This is a genomic window from Dokdonia sinensis (genome assembly GCF_003688895.1).
Lineage (GTDB): Bacteria > Bacteroidota > Bacteroidia > Flavobacteriales > Flavobacteriaceae > Dokdonia > Dokdonia sinensis.
Window position 1 is genome coordinate 48,555 of sequence record NZ_REFV01000005.1, and the last position, 22,423, is coordinate 70,977.

The 22,423-nt window shown below is 40.6% G+C and carries 20 protein-coding genes; 14 read left to right on the forward strand and 6 right to left on the reverse strand.

Features of this window, described 5'->3' with window-relative positions; all coding sequences use genetic code 11:
- The first annotated feature begins 91 nt into the window (after nucleotides 1-91).
- The 5 genes from EAX61_RS06550 (at nucleotide 92) to EAX61_RS06570 (ending at nucleotide 7,460) form a co-directional block, all read left to right on the forward strand.
- Nucleotides 92-3,118: a tetratricopeptide repeat protein gene (locus EAX61_RS06550; RefSeq protein WP_121916882.1), complete on the forward strand. Its 3,027-nt coding sequence runs from the start codon at nucleotides 92-94 to the stop codon at nucleotides 3,116-3,118.
- A gap of 38 nt (nucleotides 3,119-3,156) precedes the next feature.
- Nucleotides 3,157-4,941 (forward strand): TonB-dependent receptor, encoded by a 1,785-nt coding sequence (locus EAX61_RS06555; protein ID WP_121916883.1) that lies wholly within the window; start codon nucleotides 3,157-3,159, stop codon nucleotides 4,939-4,941.
- Between the two features lie 60 nt (nucleotides 4,942-5,001).
- Nucleotides 5,002-5,478, forward strand: a complete 477-nt coding sequence (locus tag EAX61_RS06560; RefSeq protein WP_121916884.1) for a hypothetical protein — start codon at nucleotides 5,002-5,004, stop codon at nucleotides 5,476-5,478.
- 83 nt (nucleotides 5,479-5,561) lie between these two features.
- On the forward strand, nucleotides 5,562-7,199 hold the full coding sequence (locus EAX61_RS06565; RefSeq protein WP_121916885.1) for an amidohydrolase: 1,638 nt from the start codon (nucleotides 5,562-5,564) through the stop codon (nucleotides 7,197-7,199).
- A gap of 18 nt (nucleotides 7,200-7,217) precedes the next feature.
- Nucleotides 7,218-7,460: a DUF3820 family protein gene (locus tag EAX61_RS06570; RefSeq protein WP_121916886.1), complete on the forward strand. Its 243-nt coding sequence runs from the start codon at nucleotides 7,218-7,220 to the stop codon at nucleotides 7,458-7,460.
- Between the two features lie 112 nt (nucleotides 7,461-7,572).
- On the opposite strand, the gene EAX61_RS06575 is transcribed toward EAX61_RS06570, so the two are convergent.
- From EAX61_RS06575 to EAX61_RS06585, 3 genes are read right to left on the reverse strand one after another with little or no spacing between them, the layout of a single operon-like run.
- Nucleotides 7,573-8,295 (reverse strand): SAM-dependent methyltransferase, encoded by a 723-nt coding sequence (locus EAX61_RS06575; RefSeq protein WP_121916887.1) that lies wholly within the window; start codon nucleotides 8,293-8,295, stop codon nucleotides 7,573-7,575.
- Nucleotides 8,296-8,298: 3 nt separating this feature from the next.
- Nucleotides 8,299-9,666 (reverse strand): PQQ-dependent sugar dehydrogenase, encoded by a 1,368-nt coding sequence (locus EAX61_RS06580; protein ID WP_236641997.1) that lies wholly within the window; start codon nucleotides 9,664-9,666, stop codon nucleotides 8,299-8,301.
- 57 nt (nucleotides 9,667-9,723) lie between these two features.
- Nucleotides 9,724-10,185, reverse strand: coding sequence for a low molecular weight protein-tyrosine-phosphatase (locus EAX61_RS06585; RefSeq protein ID WP_121916888.1), 462 nt, complete (start codon nucleotides 10,183-10,185; stop codon nucleotides 9,724-9,726).
- A gap of 224 nt (nucleotides 10,186-10,409) precedes the next feature.
- Between EAX61_RS06585 and EAX61_RS06590 the strand changes: the two genes are divergently transcribed.
- The 4 genes from EAX61_RS06590 to EAX61_RS06605 all read left to right on the forward strand — a co-directional run bounded on the left by EAX61_RS06590 (nucleotide 10,410) and on the right by EAX61_RS06605 (nucleotide 14,403).
- Complete coding sequence (locus EAX61_RS06590) at nucleotides 10,410-11,336, forward strand: DUF302 domain-containing protein (protein ID WP_121916889.1); 927 nt, start codon at nucleotides 10,410-10,412, stop codon at nucleotides 11,334-11,336.
- 92 nt (nucleotides 11,337-11,428) lie between these two features.
- A complete protein-coding gene (locus EAX61_RS06595) occupies nucleotides 11,429-12,295 on the forward strand; it encodes a hydroxymethylglutaryl-CoA lyase (RefSeq protein ID WP_201739428.1) in 867 nt (288 codons plus the stop codon).
- A gap of 102 nt (nucleotides 12,296-12,397) precedes the next feature.
- Nucleotides 12,398-13,456, forward strand: coding sequence for an endonuclease/exonuclease/phosphatase family protein (locus EAX61_RS06600; RefSeq protein ID WP_121916891.1), 1,059 nt, complete (start codon nucleotides 12,398-12,400; stop codon nucleotides 13,454-13,456).
- Nucleotides 13,457-13,689: 233 nt separating this feature from the next.
- On the forward strand, nucleotides 13,690-14,403 hold the full coding sequence (locus EAX61_RS06605) for a hypothetical protein (RefSeq protein WP_121916892.1): 714 nt from the start codon (nucleotides 13,690-13,692) through the stop codon (nucleotides 14,401-14,403).
- A 74-nt stretch (nucleotides 14,404-14,477) separates the two neighbouring features.
- Here EAX61_RS06605 and clpB read toward each other — a convergent pair whose 3' ends face one another.
- A complete protein-coding gene (gene clpB, locus EAX61_RS06610) occupies nucleotides 14,478-17,075 on the reverse strand; it encodes an ATP-dependent chaperone ClpB (RefSeq protein ID WP_121916893.1) in 2,598 nt (865 codons plus the stop codon).
- Nucleotides 17,076-17,457: 382 nt separating this feature from the next.
- Here clpB and ytxJ point away from each other — a divergent pair, with 382 nt between their 5' ends.
- Entirely contained in the window at nucleotides 17,458-17,874 is a 417-nt protein-coding gene (gene ytxJ, locus EAX61_RS06620) for a bacillithiol system redox-active protein YtxJ (RefSeq protein ID WP_121916895.1), read from the forward strand.
- Between the two features lie 123 nt (nucleotides 17,875-17,997).
- Here the strand turns inward: ytxJ and EAX61_RS06625 are convergent, their stop codons facing one another.
- Complete coding sequence (locus EAX61_RS06625) at nucleotides 17,998-19,209, reverse strand: hypothetical protein (RefSeq protein ID WP_147448348.1); 1,212 nt, start codon at nucleotides 19,207-19,209, stop codon at nucleotides 17,998-18,000.
- 179 nt (nucleotides 19,210-19,388) lie between these two features.
- Here EAX61_RS06625 and EAX61_RS16680 point away from each other — a divergent pair, with 179 nt between their 5' ends.
- Together EAX61_RS16680 and EAX61_RS06630 are read left to right on the forward strand one after the other, a co-directional pair.
- A complete protein-coding gene (locus tag EAX61_RS16680; RefSeq protein ID WP_283806739.1) occupies nucleotides 19,389-19,517 on the forward strand; it encodes a hypothetical protein in 129 nt (42 codons plus the stop codon).
- A 179-nt stretch (nucleotides 19,518-19,696) separates the two neighbouring features.
- Entirely contained in the window at nucleotides 19,697-20,221 is a 525-nt protein-coding gene (locus EAX61_RS06630; protein WP_121916897.1) for a SixA phosphatase family protein, read from the forward strand.
- Nucleotides 20,222-20,225: 4 nt separating this feature from the next.
- Here the strand turns inward: EAX61_RS06630 and EAX61_RS06635 are convergent, their stop codons facing one another.
- Nucleotides 20,226-20,978, reverse strand: coding sequence for a DUF6503 family protein (locus tag EAX61_RS06635; protein ID WP_121916898.1), 753 nt, complete (start codon nucleotides 20,976-20,978; stop codon nucleotides 20,226-20,228).
- Nucleotides 20,979-21,101: 123 nt separating this feature from the next.
- Between EAX61_RS06635 and smpB the strand changes: the two genes are divergently transcribed.
- Nucleotides 21,102-21,563: an SsrA-binding protein SmpB gene (smpB, locus tag EAX61_RS06640; protein WP_201739429.1), complete on the forward strand. Its 462-nt coding sequence runs from the start codon at nucleotides 21,102-21,104 to the stop codon at nucleotides 21,561-21,563.
- Between the two features lie 76 nt (nucleotides 21,564-21,639).
- Nucleotides 21,640-22,416 carry a peptidase associated/transthyretin-like domain-containing protein gene (locus EAX61_RS06645; protein WP_147448349.1) on the forward strand — a complete coding sequence of 259 codons (777 nt, stop codon included), beginning with the start codon at nucleotides 21,640-21,642 and terminating at the stop codon, nucleotides 22,414-22,416.
- The last annotated feature ends 7 nt before the right edge of the window (nucleotides 22,417-22,423 follow it).

Here is a 22,423-nt window from a genome sequence, read left to right on the forward strand (position 1 = left end):
TGAATGGGAATGAGTACGCTTTCGCGAAATTTATTCTGAATCTATTTCAGAAGCGCACAAATCACCAAAACACCTAACTAAAACAATCCTTATGTTGCATAGAACCCTAGCAATTTTTGCTACGTTATTGCTCTATATTTCTACTACAGTGGCACAACAAACTGCCGCTTTTACAAATGATCTTGTAAAGTATGACAAAGCATTATCCCTTTATAATAGCAAGCAATATCTTGCGTCTCAAACACTTTTTGAAGAAGTAAAGACAGAAAGTGACGACCGGACTATTAAGGGAGATTGCGCTTATTATATTGCAAATGCTGCGGTACGACTCAACCAGCAGGGAGCAGATGACTTAATGCTGGCTTTTGTAGAGAATTACCCTACGAGCACTAAACGCAACTCCGCGTTTCTTGATGTGGCACAATATTACTTTGAGAACGGAAAATTCTCTTATGCACGCAAGTGGTACGATCGCGTAGATGAAAGTAGTTTGACCGGAGGCGCGCTGGAAACCTATTACTTTCAGAACGGATATGCTCTTTTTAAAAATAAACAATACGACCAGTCGCAGGCTTATTTTGAGCGCGTACGCGACTCTCAAAAATACGGTTCACAGGCCAAGTATTACTTGGGTTTCATTGCCTACGAAGGTGATGATTATCAAGAGGCGGACGAACTTTTTGACCAAGTAGAGGACAAGGAAGATTATAAAGAGGAGCTTGCTTACTTTAAGGCAGATTTGAACTTCAAGCTGGGAAAATTTGACGAAGCTATTGCCGAGGGGAAAAAGCAACTCCCTAATGCGAATCCGCAAGAGAAGTCTGAGCTCAATAAGATTATAGGAGAAAGTCTTTTCAATCAAGAAAAGTATGGAGAAGCACTTCCTTACCTAAAACAGTATCGAGGCAAACGTGGGAAGTGGAACAATACGGATTATTACCAGTTGGGCTATGCGTATTACAAACAAGGGGATTATGAGAGTGCTGTAAATGAATTTAACAAGATTGTAGATGGTCGCAACAGCGTTGCACAAAATGCCTACTATCACCTTGCCGAATCCTATTTAAAACTGGACAAAAAGCAAGAGGCACTCAACGCATTTAAAAATGCATCCGAAATGGATTTTGATGCAAAAATCAAAGAGGATTCTGGTCTTAATTACGCAAAACTCAGTTATGAAGTAGGAAACGCCTATAAACCTGTACCATCTGTCATTGCAGATTATCTTACGGAGTATCCCGACACTCCGGCAAAAGCGGAGCTAGAGACATTATTAATTGATTCTTATATCACTTCAAAAAACTATAAAGAGGCACTCGCACTGCTTGAAAAAAGTAACAGTTTTGAAAGTAAGGAAGCTTATCAAAAGGTGGCTTTTTACCGTGGTGTTGAATTATATAATGAAGGAGATTACATTAATTCTAAAGACTTTTTTGAAAAGTCACTCAAGGAGCCTCGCGATGAGCGTTTTGTCGCCAGAGCTACCTACTGGACTGCCGAAAATAATTATGTCCTCGGAAATCACAGCGATGCAATTGTAGGTTACAAACAGTATTTAGGAAACGCAAACGCTTCAAGTACTCCAGAATTTGAGGATATTAATTATAATCTTGCCTATGCCTATTTTTCTGATAAGGAATACGAGAGCGCGGCTGCTTACTTTGAAAAGTATACGAGTCAAAATGTGGAAGACAAGTCACGACTTAACGATGCATATTTACGTCTAGGAGACAGCCGTTTCATTTCCAGTAAATACTGGCCTGCGCTGGAGGCTTATAACAAATCCATTGCGCTTAATATTGCAGACCAAGATTATGCGACTTTTCAAAAGTCTATGAGCTATGGCTTTATAGACCGCAACAGCGATAAGATAGAGGGACTCAAAAACTTTTCTAGTAAATACCCTAAATCATCCTACCGCGATGATGCACTTTATGAATTAGGAAACGTTTACGTTTCTCAAAGCAAAAATGCAGATGCTATCGCTGCTTACGATAAACTTGTGCGCGACGTTCCAGGGAGCTCCTATGTATCTAAGGCCTTGCTTAAAAAAGCCTTGATTTATGATAACAACGACCGTTCTGACGACGCACTCAGCATTCTCAAAGGTGTTGCTCAGGACTATCCGGGCACTCCAGAAGCGTTGCAGGCCGTAACTACTGCAAAACTTATTTACATTGATTTAGGGCGGGTAAATGAATACGGGCAATGGGTAAGCACCCTTGATTATATTGATGTGGAAGATGCAGAGCTGGACGATGCGGCTTATACCCAGGCAGAGCGACAATATCTCGAGAATAATGCCGCACAAGCAACTAGATTATTTGAGGAATATTTACAGACATATCCTAACGGGCAACACGCGCTACAGGCGCACTTTTATTTGGGTCAACTCGCTTTCGCGAAAGCGGACTACCCCACAACCATACCACATTACAAGTTTGTAATTGCAAAAGAACGTAGTGAATTTACCGAACAAGCACTCGCAAGATTAGGTCAAGTATATCTGTCGCAGAAAAATTACCGAGATGCGGTTCCAGTTTTAAACAGACTTGAAACCGAAGCAGATTTCCCGCAGAATGTGATTTTTGCGCAATCTAACCTTATGAAATCCTTTTACGAATTAGAAAATTACGGACAGTCGGTAGCCTATGCCGAAAAAGTTCTTGGTAATGCTAAAATAGATAATGCAGTTAAGAGTGATGCACAAATCATCATTGCCAGATCTGCGATAAAGACCGGAGATGAGGGCAGAGCAAAAACTGCTTATGCTGAGGTTCAAAAAATTGCCACAGGCGCACTCGCCGCCGAAGCTTTATATTATGAAGCTTACTTTAAAAATAAAGCTGGAGACTTTGCAGGTTCTAATACGGCGGTACAGAAACTGGCAAGAGATTATAGTGGTTATAAAGAATTTGGCGCCAAAGGGCTAATTCTAATGGCAAAGAATTTTAATGGACTGGGGGATGCCTATCAAGCAACGTATATTCTAGAAAGTGTAATCAAAAACTTTTCTGACTATCCAGAAATAGTGGAAGAAGCTCGAACAGAACTGGCATTAGTGAAAACCGCTGCGGCCAAAACAAATTCATCTGTTAGTCCAGAAGGAGGAAAGTAATACCATTCATCAAATCAAATTAAATCAAAACGTTATTTATGATTTTTAATCAGCGATATATATATAAAGTAGTTTTTGTGGTTGCTTTTGGGGTTTTTGGACTTCAGCAGGCAAACGCTCAAGAGGACGACGAACAAAATCTAGGGACGGAAGTGGTAAATGTTGTCAAGCCATATACTCCTACCATAAGTGATGCTTTTAAGGTAAAAGCAACACCAGTCTTGAACGACTCTGTGACTACGGCAAAGAAAATAGTGACTTACAGTATTTTTTCTGTACCTGTAGCCTCTACGTTTACGCCGGCTAAGGGAAAAGCTGCTTCTGTAAAGAAAGTAAAGCGGGAGAAATTGTACGATAACTATGCAACTATAGGCTTTGGTAGTTATACTTCGATTCTTGCGGAGTTTTACAGTAATTTTCAGATAAGTCGTACAGAGGATTTCGGAGTATTCTTAAACCACAATTCTTCGCAAGGAAATATAGACGGCATTCTGGCAGATGATTATTTTTATGATACGCGTCTCAACCTTAATTACGGAGCAAGGGAGCGTGATATGTCGTGGCGTACCGACCTTGACGTGAAGCATCAAATTTTTAATTGGTATGGCGTAGACCCGATATTTAATCCTTCGGAGAGCTCCATTTCAGGTATTGATTATGGTTCTTTTGATCCAGCGCATACCTATACGACGATTGGTCTTAATGGTAGTCTCAACTTCGACGATGGGATTTTTAAGGGTGGAAAAGCCACGATACGCCGTTTTGGAGATTCTGAAGGAAGCGGGGAGAATAGAGCATTTATAAAACCGACACTAGAATTTCCAATCGCAGGAGAAATCATAACCACAAACATTATCGCAGATTATGTGGGTGGAAAATTTGATGCGCTTACTACAGACGGTGAGGAAACAAAATATAGCATCATAAATGCAGGGATAAACCCAAGTCTTGTTATTTTAAGAGATGATCTTACGGTTAACCTAGGGGTTTCCGCATTTGTAAGCGCAAATAATACAAATGATGAAACAGATCTGGACATCTACTTTTATCCAAAGGTAACAGCATCTTACCGCGTAGCAGGTGAATTTTTTATCGCCTATGCAGGTCTTGAAGGAGATTTACATCAGAACAGCTACTACGAGTTTGCTCAAGAAAATCCATTTATAAGTCCTAATCAAGTGATAGCTCCTACGGACAGGCAATTTGATGGATACCTAGGAATGAAAGGGAAGCTCTCAGAAAATGCGAGTTACAATCTAAGAGCGGGTTATCGAGGCGAAAGCAGTAGAGCACTTTATAGACTCAACAATTTTACAACTCCCATTGCTGGAGAAGGGAATCGCGAGGCTTTTGGCTACGGAAACTCTTTTGGGATCGTATATGATGATGTGAATACGATTTCAGTATTTGGAGAATTAAATTTTGATGTGAGTCAAAATTTTAAGATGCGCATAAATGGAGAGTATAATAACTACTCCACAGATGTTGAGGAGGAAGCGTGGAATTTACCAGACTTAAAAGCATCCGTTTTTGGAGATTACCAGATTACGGAGCAATGGTTTGCAGGAATCAATCTTTTCTTTGTGGGTGAGCGTTTAGATCAGCGAGGCGTTATTAATCCTATTGGGATTTTTGACGAAAGCACAATTACTTTAGACAGTTATTTTGATGCAAATGCACACTTAGGCTATCGCTTCAACGATAGGCTTTCGGCATTTGGGCGTGTGAACAACATTTTGAACAATAACTACGAGAAATGGACGAATTATCCAGTTCAGGGTATTCAGGCATTAGTAGGTGCTACGTATAAATTTGACTTTTAGATTTAAGCAATGTTGCACGCAACTTTTAGGGTGTCTTGGCATCTTAAAAGAAATCACATTATGAAAAAATTCTTAGTAGCCTTCTCTTTATTCTTAGTTTTTGGATGCAACTCTGATGAAACAGACGACTTTGGATGTTCCAGTAGGTTGAGCTGTGTAGGAGGTGAAATCACTTTGCAATTTATTGATGTGGAAACTGGTGAAGATTATATTCTCGCAAACGACATTGAGTTGGAGGATGTTATGGTTACCGGGGAAAATGGAAGTACAGAGAATATTGAATTTAATATCGTGAGAATAGACGGTACTAATGACGTCAAACTTTTTCTTTACGGTTACACGGGAAACGAAAATGGCGATTTCTTATATGAAATTCGTCTAGAAAATGATTTTGATTTTACACTAACCTTCAATCAAAAGGTGGCAGACACAGGTGGATGCTGTCCGGGATTTGAAACAACAAACGTAAATTTTGATACCGTTGAAGTTCAAGTAGTGGAAAATTCAGACAATCGCTCGTTTAGAGTGCTCTTATAATTTGCTTTTTTAGTCACTAAGATTTCTGAAACATCGCATATAAATTATAACGGTTTTGTACTTTTAGTGCAAAACCGTTTTTTATGCGATTACTCCTTACATTTTTTTTCGTTTCTATAGTATTCAGTTCTTGTGAAACACCTAAAGAATCGGCAGACTTGCTGGTGATTAATGCCAATTTGCATACAGTAGACGATGCTACAAATGGTGCAGACGCATTTGCCGTTAAGGACGGAAAATTCATCGCCGTAGGAAACACAGCCTATCTTCAAGAAAAATTTTCGGCAACAGAAACGGTTGATGCTTCAGGCAAGACTATTCTTCCTGGACTCATCGATGGGCATTGCCACTTTTATGGATTGGGCCAAAACCTACAAGTTGCAAATCTGGTAGGAACAACGAGTTGGGATGCGGTGGTGGAGAAGGTTTCCGCTTTCGCGAAAGCGAACCCAAACGCAACCGCCATACGAGGAAGAGGTTGGGATCAAAACGACTGGGAAGTAAAAGAATTCCCGACCAAAGATAAACTGGACGAACTCTTTCCAGAAATCCCCGTGGCTTTAGAACGTGTGGACGGCCACGCATATCTCGTAAATCAAAAAGGGCTAGACCTAGCAGGAATAACTGCCGAAACTAAAGTTGAAGGTGGAGAAATCGTAAAAGTAAACGGAAAAGTGACTGGTGTGCTCATAGACAATCCGCAATCATTAGTGGACGCTGTGTTGCCACAAATGAGTCGAGAAGGTGCTGTAAATGCTCTGATGCAAGCGCAGGAATTATGTTTCTCCTTTGGCCTTACCACCGTAAATGACGCAGGACTCAATAGAGAAACCATTGAACTTATAGATAGCCTGCAGACCGCTGGCGATTTAAATATGCGTGTGTACGCAATGGTAAGTAATACTGAAGAAAACCTGGAACACTATCTCAAGACTGGAAAAGTAAAGACAGATTATCTTAACGTACGCTCCGTTAAAGTTTATGGGGATGGCGCTTTAGGTTCTAGGGGTGCCGCGCTTAGGGAACCGTATAGTGATAAAGATGGGCATTTTGGCGCGATGGTAACTCCTGTTTCTAAAATACAGGAGCTCTCGAAGCGTATTGCAAATGCAGGTTTCCAAATGAACACCCACGCCATAGGAGACAGCGCAAATATTGTCGTTCTCAGAGCTTATGAAGAAGCACTTAAAAATGTCGAAGACCCGAGGTGGAAGGTAGAGCACGCACAGATTGTCTCTCTAGAAGATTTTGATTATTTCAATGATAAGATATTACCATCTGTACAACCTACGCACGCCACAAGTGATATGAACTGGGCTGAGGATAGAGTGGGAGCCGAGCGTATAAAAGGTGCCTATGCTTTTAAGGATTTACTTAATAAGTCAGGGCGCGTGATACTAGGAACCGATTTTCCTGTGGAGCAAGTGAGTCCGTTTTATACGTTTTATGCAGCAGTTGCCCGTAAAGATTTAAAACAGTATCCAGAAGGTGGCTACCAGATGGAAAACGCGCTGTCCAGAGAGGAAACACTCAAAGGAATGACCATCTGGCCTGCGTATTCAAATTTTGAGGAAGCCGAAAAAGGAAGTATCACGACAGGAAAGTTTGCAGATTTTATCATTATGGACGAAGACATTATGAGTGTAGATGAAGATAAAATCCCAAATCTTACTGTGGGAGCCACTTATGTGAATGGGGAGAAGGTGTTTTCAAAATCCTAATCACGATACAAACCTTGAATGAAAAACCCCCAAGACCACCTTATCGAGTTAGCTCACTATAAAATGCCCTTTGGCAAATACAAAGGGTATTACTTAGTTGATGTTCCAGAATACTATTATGTCTGGTTCAAACAAAAGGGATTTCCAGAAGGCAAATTAGGTAGATTATTAACCGAAATGTACGAGATTAAAGTGAATGGGCTAGAACCCCTCATTTATAAGGTGAAGAAAAACTTTCCTAAACCCAAGAATCTTAAGTAAGTCTCAGAAAAGAAAAAAGAGAAAAGAGAAAATTCGGAGAATTTTAAAAACTTCCAACTTCCAACTTCCAACTTCCAACTTCCAACTTCCAACTTCCAACTTCCAACTCAAGCTATTCCCTATGAATGATAAATATTGCAGGTCGTTTATGTAAATCTGGCATATTTGTTTTCCAGAAAGAAACGGGTTTTGTGACGATGAACTCGCTAGGAAGTGTGATGTCGCAGGCAATACAGATAGAAGTGTCTGGCCGTAGCGCGTTTACAATATCTTCCAGCATTTTATTATTACGGTACGGAGTTTCTATGAAGAGTTGTGACTGTTTATGGTCTGCAGATAATCGTTCTAAGCGTTTGAGCTCTTGTTTACGCTCTTTCTGATCTATAGGAAGATAGCCATTAAAGGCAAAATTCTGTCCATTCATACCACTACTCATCATTGCCATAAGGATAGAAGATGGCCCTACTAAGGGAATCACTTGTATTCCTTTTTGATGTGCAATCTTTACCACATCTGCGCCAGGGTCTGCAACACCCGGAACACCAGCTTCAGAAAGTAGTCCTATGGATTGCCCTTGCAAGCAGGGATTAAGGAAAGACGGGATTTCACTCTCCTCTGTAAATTTGTTTAATGCAAAAAACTGAAGCGAAGGTTGAGATTTTCCAGGAGAAATTTTCTTGATGAATCGTCGCGCAGTTTTTTCATTTTCGGCGATGTAGGTGTCTATGTGTTCTACTACTTTCTTAACAGAGATGGGCATCACCTCCAGCGGGCTTGTATCGCCCAGCGTAGTTGGGATGAGATATAATTTTCCTGTTACTGTAAATGGTTTCATAGACTATCGCACAATTAGTTTAAGCGTTTCTCCGCTTTCTTCTAATTGTGCAAGATAGATGCCTGCCGGCAATTGTGCAATGTTAATTTGAGTAGAGGCCGTTGTAAGCCGTTGTGATGTCACGATTCTTCCTGTGAGATCGTAAATGTTTAAGGTTTCCGCTTTCGCGAAAGCGGGAAAATTAACCGTCACGATTACATTCGCAGGATTGGGGTACATAGTAAAATTTATATCCTCAAACCCATCGACCGAAAGATTCTCGTCTACCACCCGGTATATTATACCTGTGTTGAGTGCAGCAACATACAACTCATTATTTACATCTTGCCCAAAAGTGCTCAATCCTCCGGAGAATGGTCCAAAATATTGAATCTCGTTTGCTTCATTTACATAAGCCACTTCGTTGCTACAGAAATCTGCAAAGACATACTTCCCTTGAAGAGTGGTAAAAGTTGATCCGCGATATACGTAGCCACCTGTTATAGAACATTTAAATTCACCATCGTTGTTGTGAGAATAATCCACAAGGGGAAATGTAAACGAATCTTCTGTAGCACAGTTTGAGAGATTAAAATCCTCATTTCCTTCGTAGCATCGCCAGCCATAGTTCTGACCTCCCACGCCAGCGTTTGCCTTGTTTATTTCTTCTATCTCATTCTGGCCCACGTCGCCTATCCACATCTCGTTGGTTTGAGCATCAAATGAAAACTTCCAAGGATTACGCACGCCCAGCGCCCATATTTCGTCTAAAGTGCCAGAATCGCTAACGAATGGATTATCGTCAGGGATGGCGTAATTGTTACCATTTTCTGTGTTGTCTATGTCAATACGTAGCATTTTGCCGAGTAGTGTAGTTGGGTTCTGAGCGCGGTTGCCAGGATCATTTGCACTACCACCATCTCCCAGGCCCAGGTATAGATATCCATCTGATCCAAATTGGAGACAACCACCATTATGGTTTGAAAACGGCTGTGTTACATTGAGAATGTCAAATTCTGAATCAGGATCTGCAATATTTGCATCGCTGCTTACTTGAAAGCGTGATACTTGGGTACTGCCATTTGCAGCAATGTAGTTTACAAAAAAGAAACCATTGCTACTATAGTTAGGGTGGAAGGCGAGTCCGAGCAGTCCTTGCTCATTACCATTGCTGTTTACATCTATGGTAAGAAAAGGTGTAGAGAGCGTGGTGCCATTTTCTATGATTTTTATAACTCCGTCCTGCTCTACGATAAAAAGCCTATTGTCACCAGCATTCTGAATATCTACGGGTCTCGTAAAACCTGTGGCAAAAGATTCTAAATCTATGATGGGTTCTTGAGCCATCATAGAGAGCGTAAGAAAAACGAGGAAAAAGGTAATTTTTTTCATAGGATTGTAGTTTTCTATTATTAAAGATACGCAAATCATACGGTGACTGGATGTTTCTTAGGATGTTAACTCTTGAGCAATTGCGTTGCAGGCCTCGTCCAGCATTTGGTACACGTTCTCAAAGTCTGTTAGATTACCGTGATAGGGATCCGGAACTTCTACATTTTCATTAGGGAAAACGGCATCTAGGATCATTCGGATTTTATCCTTTTGCTCATCGGTACTGGCCATTGCCATTACATTTTTATAGTTAGAGCGGTCCATTACAAGGATATGGTCAAAAAGGTCTAAATCTTCAGGTTTTATCTGTCTCCCTCTTTGTCTGGAAATATCTATGCTATGGTCGCGCCCAATGCGTATACTCCTATGATCAGGAGGATCACCTACGTGCCAGTCTCCAGTTCCAGCAGAGTCTACCTCAAAGAAGTCTGCCTCTAACTTATTTTTTAAAATTCCTTCGGCGAGTGTAGATCTGCATATATTCCCTAGGCAGACCATAAGGATTTTGGTTTTTTCCATTATTTTTTTTGATGAAGATAAGGAATAGAAAGAGGTGCAAAAGGCTTCATTGCTCAAAATTACTTGTTACTCCTTATCGCTACGCTCTTATAATAGCTATGAATGTTGCTGGTTCGCTTTCGCGAAAGCGTATAACTCAAGATTAACATTCCTTCACAATACCTTATTATTTTATAGGGATAGAAAAATAGGTTTCTCTTATAAGTTTGTAAAAAATAAGATATATGAAAATGTTTACCTACCTATTTGCTCTATTACTTATAACTGCTTCTTGTGGAGATGACGATGATGGAACTTCTTCTATTATAGACAGCAGCACACCGCCTGATGTCGAGGGAATGAATTATGTTAAGAGTAATCGCTCTTTTGATGATACTTATAATGCACTCAAAAGTGCACTTCAAGCAAATGAAAATATAACAATCATTGCCGAAGTAGATCATCAGGAAAATGCAGCTTCTGCCGGCTTGGAACTGAATCCCACGCGAGTAATTTTCTTCGGAAATCCTGCTTTGGGGACTCCGCTTATGAATATTGCGCAACAAACGGGAATTGATTTACCACAACGTATGCTTGTATATCAAGACGATAACAATGATGTATATATAGGCTATAATAGCACAGGTTATTTACAAAGTAGACACTCTTTTGGCGAAGTAGAAACGTTGCCGCAAATAGCGATGGCGCTCGCAAACTTTGCAGGAAATGCGGGAGATGATTCTGTGATTAACCCTTCTGTAAATGTTACCATAGAGAATGATGGAGTAGTGACTGATATGAGTCAGAGAGACTTTGTGACCACGTATGATGCCTTGAGAGATGCTATAGATAGTAATCCTAACTTACAGATTATCGCAGCGCTTAACCATCAAGCAAATGCACAATCTGTAGACCTTGATTTACCACCTACGCGTGTTATTATCTTCGGTAATCCAAACTTGGGAACACCCCTTATGCAAGACGCACAGACAGCAGCCTTAGATTTACCGCAGAGAATGTTAGTCTCGCAAAACGATCTAGGAATAGTTCAAGTATCTTACATAGATCCTAATTTTATCGCGAGAAGACACGGTATAACTGGAAATACTGAAGTGATTGCTACAATTTCTGGAGCATTACGCAATCTTTCTAATACAGCTACTGGAAACTAATTTCTAAAACTTATAAAACTTACGAAACGCTCAATATTTTTTGGGCGTTTTTTTATGTCTATAATTCTGAGAATTAACCCTATTTTTACGTTGTGAATGATCTAGTTAAAATCATAGAATGCCCACGGGATGCGATGCAAGGAATTAAGGAATGGATTCCTACTGAATCTAAGATCCAGTACATCCAGTCCTTATTACGCTGTGGTTTTGACACTATAGATGTGGGAAGTTTTGTTTCTCCCAAGGCAATTCCTCAAATGCGAGATAGCGCTGAGGTCCTACACAGCTTAGATCTCTCAAAAACCGAAAGTAAACTACTCACCATTGTAGCAAACCTGCGCGGAGCCCAAGATGCGGTACAGCACGAGATGGTAGATTATTTGGGGTATCCCTTCTCAATTTCTGAGAATTTCCAGATGCGCAACACCCATAAAACCATAGCCGAAAGCGTGGAGTTGCTCAAGGAAATAATCGAACTTGCTTTTGCAAAGGGTAAAGAACTTGTGGTGTATATCTCTATGGGTTTTGGAAATCCTTATGGTGACCCTTGGAATGTGGATATTGTAGGCGAGTGGACCGAAAAGCTCAACGCGATGGGTGTAAAGATACTCTCCCTTTCTGACACCGTCGGTACCTCAAATCCTGAGAATATCAATTATCTCTTTGCTAACCTTATTCCCAAATATCCAGATATAGAATTTGGTGCACATTTACATACCACGCCTACAAGTTGGCACGAGAAAGTAGATGCCGCTTACAAGGCGGGTTGTAGGAGATTTGATGGGGCGATTCAAGGCTTTGGTGGTTGTCCTATGGCAAAAGATGAGCTTACGGGCAATATGCCTACAGAAAAACTTATCTCTTATTTTGCTGCGGTAAAAGCTTTTGATAATGTAAATACGATGAGTTTTGAGAGCAGTTATAATGAAGCGCTTAAGATTTTCCAGAAGTATCACTAGCATTTTCTTTGTTTCGCTTTCGCGAAAGCAAATAACCCTACAGTCCAATGCCGAAATATTTTATCACTTTAACCTCGCTTGTTACCATCAAAAAGGACTAAGATGAGAATATTCCTAAAGGTCATTTTGATTTTTATACTATTTACGCAGTTGTTATCCTGCGTAGGTCAGACGACGGAAGAAGTTTCGTTTATGACTTTTAATATTTGGCAAGAAGGAACCTCTGTCCCAGATGGGTTTAATCAAATACGAGACGTCATTATCGCCACAACTCCTGATGTGGTCTGTTTTACCGAGGTTCGTAACTATAATGACGAAGATTGGACCACAAAAATGGTAACCGCTCTCGCCGAAAAAGGTCACGACTATAACAGAGGCTATGCTGGCGGAGATGTTTCTTTCATCAGTAAATATCCCATAGATAGTGGAACCCAAATTTTTGGAAACTCTGACAAAGGAACGATAGTACAATTTGACGTCCATATAGCTGGGAATATCATTAAAGTTGCTGGCGCGCATCTGGATTACACCTACTATGCCTGTTACTTACCTCGAGGTTACAATGGCGGTAGTCCAGATTGGAAAATGAGAGACGACGGTAAAGGCAAGCCTTTACCAATGATCAATACAGATTCCATCCAAGCCTATAATTTGGAATCTACCAGAGATGAGGCGATAGCTTCATTTATAGACGCAACTAAGGATTCTTCTCAACCAGTTATTCTAATGGGAGACTTTAATGAGCCGTCATTTCTGGACTGGACGGAGAAAACCAAACATCTTTTTGATCACAATGGTGTTGTGATGCCTTGGTATACTACGAAGCAACTGGATGGTAATGGCTTTATAGATGCCTACAGAGCGTTTTACCCAGATGAGGTAGCTAACCCAGGTTTCACTTGGCCGTCAGTTACGAGTGCAAATAAATCTACCAGCTGGACACCTCTCGCCGATGAAAGGGATCGCATAGATTATATTTTTTATAGGGGAAACGGCATCACCGTAAAAGATATAGCGCTTGTGGGTCCAAAAGCCTCTTACGTTTTTAATAATTCCGAAACCTTAGATACGGATAAGGATACCTTTATGGCAAGTAACTTGCCTTGGCTCAGCGACCATAAAGCGGTTTTTGGGAGATTTTTGTTTGCATTTGAGGAATAGTTTTATGATTTAGAGGATATAGATTGCCATAAGAGCTGAGTAAAGAAGCAGTGTTTTTTAATCTATCTTTAAGGGATATCGACGATAGAAATCTCCAGTTATCCTGAGATTTTTCTGGTATATCGATAATAAAAGTTATTATATAACAAGTTAGCTGTTATTATAATGAACCTATGCAAACTTTGTCAAACAAACGAAGCGGATAAAAAAAATCGCACATTATACCTAAATTTTTGGGTAAGGACCTATTTAAAAATGTAAAACCAAGGCATTCCCTTCAAGTAGACAGAAGTGGTAAAGCGGTCAAGGTGCAAGATATACCAAAACAAGATTTTTTATTCTGTTCGGTATGCGAAAAGCGAATTGAGATTTTAGAAACTTATTTCGCCAGAAAGTTGATTGCTATAAACGACTATAGAAACAGAAAAGAAAAATTTGAAGAAATCGAAATAGGCCCAAACAAAATTTTGGTTTGCCTAGATTTAAACCCATTGATGTTCAAGCTATTTTATTTCTCTATGATATGGAGACTGTCGATAACCGCCAATTCCATTTTTAAAAACTTTAAACTACCTAAAAAAATAGAATTAGAAATTGGTTCCTTTTTAGACGTCAATCTTAAACCAACTCACAAAGAATTATTGAAAAATTTGAGTGTAATTCAATCATTTCCAAGTTATCACCTAATGGCGTACAAACGCAAAGATGGACCTAAAAAATTTGCTGGAATTTTGACTGCATTTCAAATGTCTAAAGACCATTTCGGAGTTTTCACCAGCGATATAATCTTATTTTTCCATTTGAACGAAAATAAAATAGATACTATTTCTAGGTTAATTTCAAACAAAGAAAATAAATTGGTAAAATTTATCCTAGCGGACTCGGAGCAATGGAGAAATGTCAGTTTATCTATAGTTCAACATCGTCTATTAAATAACAGCAGCTAACAAGTTATATAACCCATAAAAAAGCCCCGCCAAACCAGCGGGGCTTTTCAAATTCAATCGATAAAACAAACTTCTTAAAACTCCTCCACCAGCGATGCTTGATTTCTAAAAACCAAAGCATCTTCAAAGGCATCTATCAAGATCACACTTTCGGTCGTGACTTCTCCTGAGAGGATTTCTTTAGATAGCTTGTTCAGCACTTCTTTTTGTATCTTACGCTTTACAGGACGGGCGCCAAATTCAGGCTGGAACCCCTTGTCTGCGAGATAGGATATTGCTTCTGGAGTTGCGTCCAGCGTGATGTTCTGCTCTTGTAGCATTTTGGTCACGTTGCGCAGTTGGAGTTGTACTACGCGCTGTATGTCCTTTCGCGAAAGCGGACTAAACAACACTATATCATCTATCCTGTTTATGAATTCTGGACGTATCGTTTGTTTTAATAAACCGAGTACGTCAATTTTTGCAGCTTCCATCGCGCTTTCTGGGTCTTTAATCGCCTCAAAACGCTCCTGTATGATGTTGCTTCCCATATTAGACGTCATAATCACGATGGTGTTGCTAAAGTCTGCCGTACGGCCTTTATTGTCTGTAAGTCTTCCTTCGTCCAGCACTTGCAATAAAATGTTGAAGGTGTCCGGATGCGCTTTTTCTATCTCGTCCAGCAGTACCACCGAGTACGGCTTGCGACGTACGGCCTCCGTAAGTTGACCACCCTCATCATACCCCACATATCCTGGAGGTGCTCCCACAAGACGGCTCACGTTATGGCGCTCTTGGTACTCACTCATATCGATGCGCGTCATTGCGCTCTCATCGTCAAAGAGATACTCTGCCAAAGCTTTTGCAAGCTCCGTTTTTCCCACTCCCGTTGTTCCTAGGAATAGGAAAGAACCTATAGGTCGTTTCTGATCCTGCAATCCTGCGCGACTGCGTCGCACGGCATCACTCACGGCTGCAATTGCTTCTTCCTGCCCCACCACACGCTTGTGCAGTTCGTCTTCCAGTTTGAGCAACTTCTCGCGGTCGCTCTGTAGCATTTTAGTCACAGGGATTCCCGTCCACTTAGCCACAACTTCGGCGATGTCCTCGCTGGTTACTTCTTCTTTTATGAGCGAAGTTTCAGACTGAGCTGCGAGGTTCTTCTGTAGTTCCTCTAACTTTTCTTGAGCATCTTTTATTTTTCCGTAGCGTAGCTCTGCCACGAGACCATAGTTTCCTTCTCGCTCGGCACGTTCGGCTTCGAGTTTAAAATTTTCTATGTCTTGTTTTGTGGCTTGTATTTCATCTACAGCCGTCTTTTCAGATTGCCACTTGGCATTGATCTCGTTGCGTTCTTCCTTAAGGTTTGCGAGATCAGAGCGTAGCGATTTTAATTTTACTTCATCCTTTTCACGCTTTATGGCTTCAATCTCAATTTCCAGTTGCATCACGCGACGGTCCAGTACATCCAGTTCCTCTGGTTTTGAGTTGATTTCCATTCGCAGTTTAGATGCTGCTTCGTCCATCAAGTCTATCGCCTTATCTGGTAAGAATCTATTTGTGATATAACGCTTAGACAATTGCACCGAAGCAATAATCGCCTCATCCTTGATACGTACCTTATGGTGTGTCTCGTACTTTTCCTTAATCCCGCGAAGGATAGAAATCGCACTTTCCGTATCTGGCTCTTCTACCATTACTTTCTGGAAACGACGTTCCAGCGCTTTATCTTGCTCAAAGTATTTTTGATACTCATCCAGCGTGGTTGCACCTATGGCTCTTAATTCGCCACGAGCGAGTGCGGGTTTTAGGATATTTGCAGCATCCATCGCGCCTTGACCGCCACCGGCACCTACCAGCGTGTGTATCTCGTCGATAAAGAGAACAATATCGCCATCGCTAGTAGTCACTTCTTTTATGACTGCCTTGAGTCGTTCCTCAAACTCTCCTTTATATTTTGCTCCCGCAATGAGTGCTCCCATATCAAGTGCAAAAATCTGTTTGTCCTGAAGATTATCTGGCACATCACCATCTACAATACGGTGCGCAAGCCCCTCAGCAATAGCGGTTTTTCCTGTTCCAGGTTCTCCTACTAGGATTGGGTTGTTCTTCGTACGTCGCGATAGAATTTGTAAAATGCGACGTATCTCCTCATCACGGCCTATTACTGGATCTAGCTTTCCGTCTTTGGCAAGTTGGTTGAGGTTTTTGGCGTATTTGTTAAGCGAATTGTAAGTTTCCTCCGCACTTTGCGATGTCACACGGTCACCGTTACGAAGCTCTGCAATGGCTGCTTCGAGATCCTTGCGGGTCACGCCTTGGTCTTTTAAAATCTGAGCAATCTTGCTCTTGGACTCAAAAATGGCCAATACCAAATGCTCAATCGAAACGTACTCATCATTCATCTTCTTTGCAATCGTCGCAGCCTCGTTAAGCGCTTTGTTTGCCTCACGACCTATCATAATATCGCCACCAGAAACTTTAGGAAAAGATTCTAGGGTTTTGGCAAGGATTTGTTGCAGTAGACCGATGTTTACATTCAATTTCTGTAGCAGATACGGAGTCACATTCTCATCTACCTCAAAAATGGCTTTAAAAATATGCTCATTCTCAATCTGCTGGTGGCCTAATTCCTGAGCGAGTTGTTGCGCCCGCTGGATGGCCTCTTGTGATTTTATAGTGTAATTGTTCATAATATATGTTTTGTCATTCCCGTGAAGACGGGGATCCTAGTGTTCAATTTATTTCCCACTAAGAGGTAAATTTTAGTATTTATTTCATTTGTTTTATCCACCAGTTTGAATCTTAAAACTGATTTAGATGCATTGAATTGCGCTTTCGCGAAAACATCACTCCACGTAACCCACTCTCCATTGTCAAAACCCATTCCGCTGTTAAACAACAGACAAAATGTCTGCTAATCGCTGATTATGAGTGACTTTTTGTCAAATGTTAGATTTTGTTAAGAGAGGCGACAAAGGGTATTGATTGTTGTAAATTTGTTTATTATTTAATGAGATTTCCGCCAGAGCTTATCTTGAGCGATAGCCGAAGGACGGAAATTAATTATAGCTTATGGGAATATTTGATTCATTATTTGGAAAAGGAAAAGAGGATAAGGTAGAAGTGCGCGATGCATCTCAAAAAGTGCCAGACGCTATGTCGTGGCAACAGCTTACAACCATCGAGCAACTGGACGCAATTGAGGAGCAATCCCAGTCTGTTCCCGTGGTTATCTTTAAACATTCCACAACGTGCGGGGTAAGCCGTATGGCCATCAAGCAATTTGAATCAGAATATGATTTTGCACCGAGCCAACTGGTTGCCTACTATTTAGACTTAAAAGCATACCGAGACGTTTCTAATGAAATCGCAAACCGTTTTAAGGTGCATCATCAAAGTCCGCAAGTGATATTGATTAAAAACGGCGCAGCCGTTTATGACGAAAGCCACGGTTCTATAAGTGCTGGTGAAATAGGAGCGAAGCTCTAATTGAACTTGAAATCGAACTTGAAGTTTAAAAAAATAAAAGATAAAAATGAAAAAAGCTCTTTGAACAATTGTTCAAAGAGCTTTTTTTAAATTAATTTCCATCTTCCATCTCAAGTCTAATATCTAAATCACAAACCGCTGTCTCCTAACAATCTGCTTAAGATTCTCTTTCAAGTCTTCCCCAGCGTCAAAAACCATTTGCTCATCCGTAGGAAATCTCAAAGGACGATTCCTCGTAAGTAAATATTGATCTCTGGTCAAGGCTCGTTTATCTCCCTCATAGTCTGCGTAGTGATGTGTAAATATAAATTCACTTGCAAGTGGGAAAGAATCCATCACTCTATTTGTCTTTAAATCTACAAACCTCGCTCTACCTTGAACCTGTACGGCTTTAGACTGTCGGTATTCGTAGTATTCTGCCGTAACGGTTACCAGTTTATCTATGACGATTCTATCTCCGTTTTTATCTAGAACATAGTTTCCGTCCTCATCTTTCTGGAATTCAGTTCCGTCTTTTATGACTTTTTTTGCTTCTGTTAGACTTTCAAAAATGTGCTCTGGGGAGACGTTTATTTCCCGTAAACCTACCTCTAGGTTGTAGTCGTAAACGATTCCGTTTTGAGTTCCCGTGTGATACTCCGTCCAGAAATCATCCAGTCCGTAGGTCGAGAAATCTAGGAGTTCTCTTTCTAACTGAAACGGTAAAATTACTGGCGCATCGTTATATAATTGTACACTCACAAAGTCGGTTCCTTTTATCTTTACTTCGGCCATTAGACTGTTTACGTCTTTAAAATTAGGCGTGAGTTCATTTAAGTGTGATAACTTATTGTATACGGATCTGTGGTCTTTTTTTGCTCCTGCCTGCCGGTCAGGCAGGTTCGCGAAAGCGTACTCCTCCACAGCTTCTGCATATAAATAATCTGTAAGCTCACTTTTTACAGCAAGGATTTTATCGTCATAGTACTTAAAATCTAGAACTATTGCTCTTTTTTCCTTTTCTATATATAATGGTAACAGACGTTTCACTTGCGTTTGTCTATACTTTAAATCGTTAAGCGTGTTGTAAATCTCCTCCAGATGAACCTTGTCCCCATCTTTCTCTAGATATGCAATCCGAGCCTCGTCTTGAGCCACCACTTTTGCATAGGCTTCCTCTAGAAGCAGGATATATGGTTGCTTTCTTTTCTTATCTGGATTTTTGTCCAGTTTCTTAATGGCAACTTGGATAGCGTGGTCAAAATCCCCACTATCAACAGACTGTGTCGTCGTCTTAACCGTGTTGCAACTTACTAGAACCAGCAAGGTTAGCATCATTGTAAATAACTGTTTCATAATATTGATGTGTTGATGATAGTAATACTATTACAATGAGCGTGCCATAAAGAAATTATGATGCTAAACGTTAGGTATTCAGGGCTTTGTGAGCTGTTTCTTTTGTTTTTTAACAATAGCTATTGTAACTTTTTAAGTAGTTGCTCGTCTTTTTAGTATCAATCAATAAATCAAATAGTATGAAAACTGAAACAAAAAATTTAGAACAAGAACGACCTAGGCGCAACGTAGCACTTGCGATTTACTCCATTCTCACCACAGCATTTATTGCTGGGTACACGATGGTGCAACTTTTTACGATGAGTTAAGAAACTCGACGTATTAAAACACAAAACCCGCATCCTAATCAGGTGCGGGTTTTGCTCTTCATCATAGCAGATTTTTTTAACGCTTTCACGTTAAAAAGGATGAAAGTCACATATGAAGTCGGCGATTAATTTGTAAACTTACAGGGTGAAAGAACATTTTTAATCCTAAACGACTCATTATGCGTTATATATACGTTTTATTGCTCTCCTTGGTTTTCATCACCGCAAGCTGTGGGCAAGGAACTTCAAAAGCCGATCAAACGGATGGTAAAACGACCTATTATCTGATTCGCCACGCCGAAAAAGACCGTAGCGATTCTTCAAATCGCAACCCAGATCTTAAAGCCGAAGGGCGGGAGAGAGCACAGCGTTGGGCTCAGCGTTTTGACGATGTAGATTTTGATGTGATTTATTCCACAGATTATAATCGCACCCAGCAAACGGCGACTCCCACGGCAAAAAGCAAAGGACTGACTGTACAATCCTACGATCCGTCGAAGTTATATGATGAAGCTTTCCAGAAGGCAACCGAAGGAAAAACGGTCCTCATCGTAGGTCACAGTAATACCACGCCACAGTTTGCAAATGCAATTATGGGCAAGAACCATTTTCCTGCCATAGACGACTCAGATAATGGGAATCTTTTTATTGTGACGATTACAAAAGACGGCAAGAAACTACCGCAACACGAGCAAATGGACTAAGATCCTAACACTCGGGACACACTTGCACTTCTGGGTTTTCTAGTTCAATTTTAGAAAGTAATTGGAGCGCATTGTTTTCAAATAGACTATCTAGCGCGGTGAGTGGAGGATACTGCTCCGCGGGCTTGTAATTGTTATAATCTACAAAGCGCACACCGTTTACAAAACGCTCGTTGTAGGCCTCTCTAAACCGTGTTCCACCCTCGTTTACCTGATAATTATAGGCGAGATAATCTACGCTATAATCTTCGGTGTCAATCCAGTACATATAATTATCGTCGTAGTCTTCGCCACCGCCTTCCTGAGCAAAAGTGACCTTGATACGATGATAGGTTCTGCCTTTTACTTTGGCTTTGTCGACGTAGGTTTTGGTCACCGCTGGGTCGTTTAAACCATAAGGAAGCACCGAAAAATAATGTACAGAATTTACGCTGTTGCCATATTTAGTTTTCATAGAATCTGGGATGGGAGTGTTTACGCTTTCGCGAAAGCGTACAAATTCTCCATCAGGCTTTAGGATATCTTGTTGCGCCATACAAGCTTCATCCGTGCAACGTTCAAAGGTGCGCAGGCCATTTTCCCTGCGAGCGCGGTAATAGTAATCGCGGAATTTAAAGTGAATACTCGCATTTTCAATGACATCACCTCCCGCCGAAGCAATGGCAAGATCCACAATTTCCTGCGCCGAAGGTTCCTTAGATTCTTGACAAGAAAGTAGGGTGAAAATTAAAAATAGAACGTTTAAAGTGACTTTCATTAGGTTTGGTTTAGAGTAGTATCGTATGCTGTCTGGATTCTTAACACAAGTTTGGCACTTATGTAAAGCGTAAAAGTAGTAATTATACACCCGAAAATTTCAATTATTGTATTTTTGAGCCTTATGTCCAATAAAGTAAATATACTGAACAGAAAAGCGCGTTTTGAATACGAGCTACTAGATAAACTCACAGCTGGGATCGTGCTTGCTGGTACAGAAATTAAAGCGATACGGGATGGAAAAGCCTCCATCGCCGAAGCTTTTTGTGAGTTTAATGATAAAATGGAGTTGTTCATTATTAATATGACGATTCAGGAATACTCCCACGCGACCTATTTTAATCACAATCCCAAAAGTGAGCGCAAACTGTTACTAAACAAACGCGAACTCAAAAAATGGGAACGTGAGGTGAATAAATCTGGGCTTACCATCATCCCGCTTAAGCTGTTTACAAATGATAAGGGTTTTGCCAAAATTGAAATCGCACTGGCAAAGGGTAAGAAAACCTACGATAAGCGAGAAGCCATAAAAGACCGAGACAACAAGAAAAATCTCGACCGAATTAAAAAGGCGTTTAATAATTAACAGTTAGGCAAGCAACCATTCTCGCGTTTTTTACGTCTACATTTATGTAAACGCTTATTTTTAATACTGTAGCACTATGCGATTCTTGTCTCTTTTCTTGTTTTTATACACCGCTCTAACTTATGGTCAATTTACTGTAACCCTAATGGGCGAAGTGAGATTAGATGGTAAAGGACTTGAGAATTGCCACGTTGCCAATAAGAATACGGGCGATGCTACAATCACAGACCGTGGAGGTTCCTTTTTTATAAATGCTTCAGAAGGTGATATGATTACTTTCACACACGTAAGTGCTGAAAAGAAAAATGTTTTTGTAACGAAGCAAAATATTAAATCCTCCGTAATTTCTGTAAACCTTGAAGAAGCGAAGAATGAACTTGAAGAGGTGAGCCTCTCTGTGAATACGAGAATTACAGCCTCTAGCGTGGGGTTGCCCAATGCGGGGAAGCCCATTCCCACTACAAATGAGCGCAGGCTGGCGACAGCGGGGGATTTTAAACCTATCCACCTTCTTAGTTTACTTGCTGGAAATCTACAACTTGACCCAATCATAAATGCGATAAGTGGTCGTACGGCACGCATTAAAAAACACATCGAAGTAGATAATGAGATAGCCATTAATGAAATCCTCGTTTGGTATTACGAAGAATGGCTTCGTGAGCGCCTGGATGTAACCGAGGAGGAGACCATCCAGTTTATGGATTATCTCACAGATGCTGAGGGTATCGAAAAGCTACTGGAGGAAAACAGTACCGCCAAAGTCCAAATTTACCTTCTGGATCAATACGAAGCATTTCAGAAAATAAAGAATGACATAACTCCTTTGCCAGAAGTAATAGACGGAGGGTTTTAAATTAAAA

What these genes read in the sequence shown, in the direction of transcription:
- EAX61_RS06550 (WP_121916882.1), top strand. Translation starts at nt 92, where the DNA reads ATGTTGCATAGAACCCTAGCAATTTTTGCTACGTTATTGCTCTATATT.
- EAX61_RS06555 (WP_121916883.1), top strand. Translation starts at nt 3,157, where the DNA reads ATGATTTTTAATCAGCGATATATATATAAAGTAGTTTTTGTGGTTGCT.
- EAX61_RS06560 (WP_121916884.1), top strand. Translation starts at nt 5,002, where the DNA reads ATGAAAAAATTCTTAGTAGCCTTCTCTTTATTCTTAGTTTTTGGATGC.
- EAX61_RS06565 (WP_121916885.1), top strand. Translation starts at nt 5,562, where the DNA reads ATGCGATTACTCCTTACATTTTTTTTCGTTTCTATAGTATTCAGTTCT.
- EAX61_RS06570 (WP_121916886.1), top strand. Translation starts at nt 7,218, where the DNA reads ATGAAAAACCCCCAAGACCACCTTATCGAGTTAGCTCACTATAAAATG.
- EAX61_RS06575 (WP_121916887.1), bottom strand. Translation starts at nt 8,295, where the DNA reads ATGAAACCATTTACAGTAACAGGAAAATTATATCTCATCCCAACTACG.
- EAX61_RS06580 (WP_236641997.1), bottom strand. Translation starts at nt 9,666, where the DNA reads ATGAAAAAAATTACCTTTTTCCTCGTTTTTCTTACGCTCTCTATGATG.
- EAX61_RS06585 (WP_121916888.1), bottom strand. Translation starts at nt 10,185, where the DNA reads ATGGAAAAAACCAAAATCCTTATGGTCTGCCTAGGGAATATATGCAGA.
- EAX61_RS06590 (WP_121916889.1), top strand. Translation starts at nt 10,410, where the DNA reads ATGAAAATGTTTACCTACCTATTTGCTCTATTACTTATAACTGCTTCT.
- EAX61_RS06600 (WP_121916891.1), top strand. Translation starts at nt 12,398, where the DNA reads ATGAGAATATTCCTAAAGGTCATTTTGATTTTTATACTATTTACGCAG.
- clpB (WP_121916893.1), bottom strand. Translation starts at nt 17,075, where the DNA reads ATGAACAATTACACTATAAAATCACAAGAGGCCATCCAGCGGGCGCAA.
- ytxJ (WP_121916895.1), top strand. Translation starts at nt 17,458, where the DNA reads ATGGGAATATTTGATTCATTATTTGGAAAAGGAAAAGAGGATAAGGTA.
- EAX61_RS06625 (WP_147448348.1), bottom strand. Translation starts at nt 19,209, where the DNA reads ATGAAACAGTTATTTACAATGATGCTAACCTTGCTGGTTCTAGTAAGT.
- EAX61_RS16680 (WP_283806739.1), top strand. Translation starts at nt 19,389, where the DNA reads ATGAAAACTGAAACAAAAAATTTAGAACAAGAACGACCTAGGCGCAAC.
- EAX61_RS06630 (WP_121916897.1), top strand. Translation starts at nt 19,697, where the DNA reads ATGCGTTATATATACGTTTTATTGCTCTCCTTGGTTTTCATCACCGCA.
- EAX61_RS06635 (WP_121916898.1), bottom strand. Translation starts at nt 20,978, where the DNA reads ATGAAAGTCACTTTAAACGTTCTATTTTTAATTTTCACCCTACTTTCT.
- smpB (WP_201739429.1), top strand. Translation starts at nt 21,102, where the DNA reads ATGTCCAATAAAGTAAATATACTGAACAGAAAAGCGCGTTTTGAATAC.
- EAX61_RS06645 (WP_147448349.1), top strand. Translation starts at nt 21,640, where the DNA reads ATGCGATTCTTGTCTCTTTTCTTGTTTTTATACACCGCTCTAACTTAT.